This window comes from Collinsella sp. AF39-11AT, from assembly GCF_003474585.1.
Classification (GTDB): domain Bacteria; phylum Actinomycetota; class Coriobacteriia; order Coriobacteriales; family Coriobacteriaceae; genus Collinsella.
In genome coordinates, this window is record NZ_QROG01000057.1 from 1 (window position 1) to 1,101 (window position 1,101).

Below are 1,101 nucleotides of genomic sequence, written 5' to 3' on the forward strand. Positions count from 1 at the left end.
AGGCCGGTGCCCCCATGCCGCCGCCGCATGCTCCGCCAGCCCGCCGCGCAGCCGTTCCGGACTCAGCGCAACGGGCCCTCCGGCCCATGTCCCGGCCCGCCGCCTATCCCGCCAGCGGCCCCTCGCCCCTCGCGGCCCTGGCCCTGTCGATGCAGCCGGGCGTGAGGTCGAGCTCGCCGGGCGCCAGCTCCTCTATCCCGAACGCGTCCATGAGGGCGGAGGCGTCCTCCCCGAGGGCCATCCGCAGCACGCGCGCCGGCGTCAGGAACCCGAGCGCCCCCCTCGGCTCGGAGTTCACCTGCGACATGAGCAGCGCGCAGTCCGCCGCCGTCAGCCGGTCGAACCTGGCCCCGGCGCCCTTGGGCAGCAGCTTCCTGATCTCGACGTGGTTCTTCTCGCACGCGCCCTTCTGCTGGCTCTGCCGGGGGTCGCAGTAGAAGAGCCTGGTCTCGCCGTCCCGCTCGCCGATCAGCGCCGCGATGGCGCCCTCGTCGGCGAACTCGCTCCCGTTGTCGGTGAGCACGGCGCCGAAGGCGCGCCTCGCGCCGTCCTCGCCGAGGACCCCGCGCAGGGAGGAGAGCGCCGCCAGGACCGAGGCGCACGTGCCGTCCGGCAGCGGCAGGGCCAGCTGGAAGCGGCTCGGGCGGTGCAGGAGCGTGAGGAGCCTGGCGGAGTCGCCCCTGGCGCCCTCGACGGTGTCCATCTCCCAGGCCGCGGCGCAGGCGTCCTCGCCGAGCGCGAGGAACGACGCGTGCGACCTGCGCGCCGAGTGCGACGTCGCCCTCCCCGGGGCCCGGCGCGACCTCGGCCTGTAGCCGACCTTGCGCCTGAGCTCCATGTTCGTCATGCCGTCGTAGCCGGCGTCCACCCACCTGTAGACGGTGGAGGCGCTGAGCCCGGGGGTCGCCGCCGCTATCTGCTGCGGGGAGAGCCCGCGCGCGAGCCCGTCCCTGATGGCCGCGAGCTTGGCGGCGGCGCCCTCCTCGGTCTCGTCGATCCCGGACCTGCTCGCCGAGAGCTCGGCGTCGGCCGCCTCCTGCGCCCTCCTTGCGCTGTAGAACACCCTGGGCCTCCTCGAGCAGCCGTAGCCCCTCCTGTGCG

At 74.9% G+C, this 1,101-nt stretch carries 1 protein-coding gene; it reads right to left on the reverse strand.

Going from position 1 to position 1,101, the window contains the following annotated elements; all coding sequences use genetic code 11:
* Positions 1-103: 103 nt before the first annotated feature.
* Positions 104-1,101, reverse strand: a 998-nt coding sequence (locus DW037_RS10415; protein WP_118373262.1) for an IS30 family transposase, incomplete at its 5' end; no start/stop codon positions are given.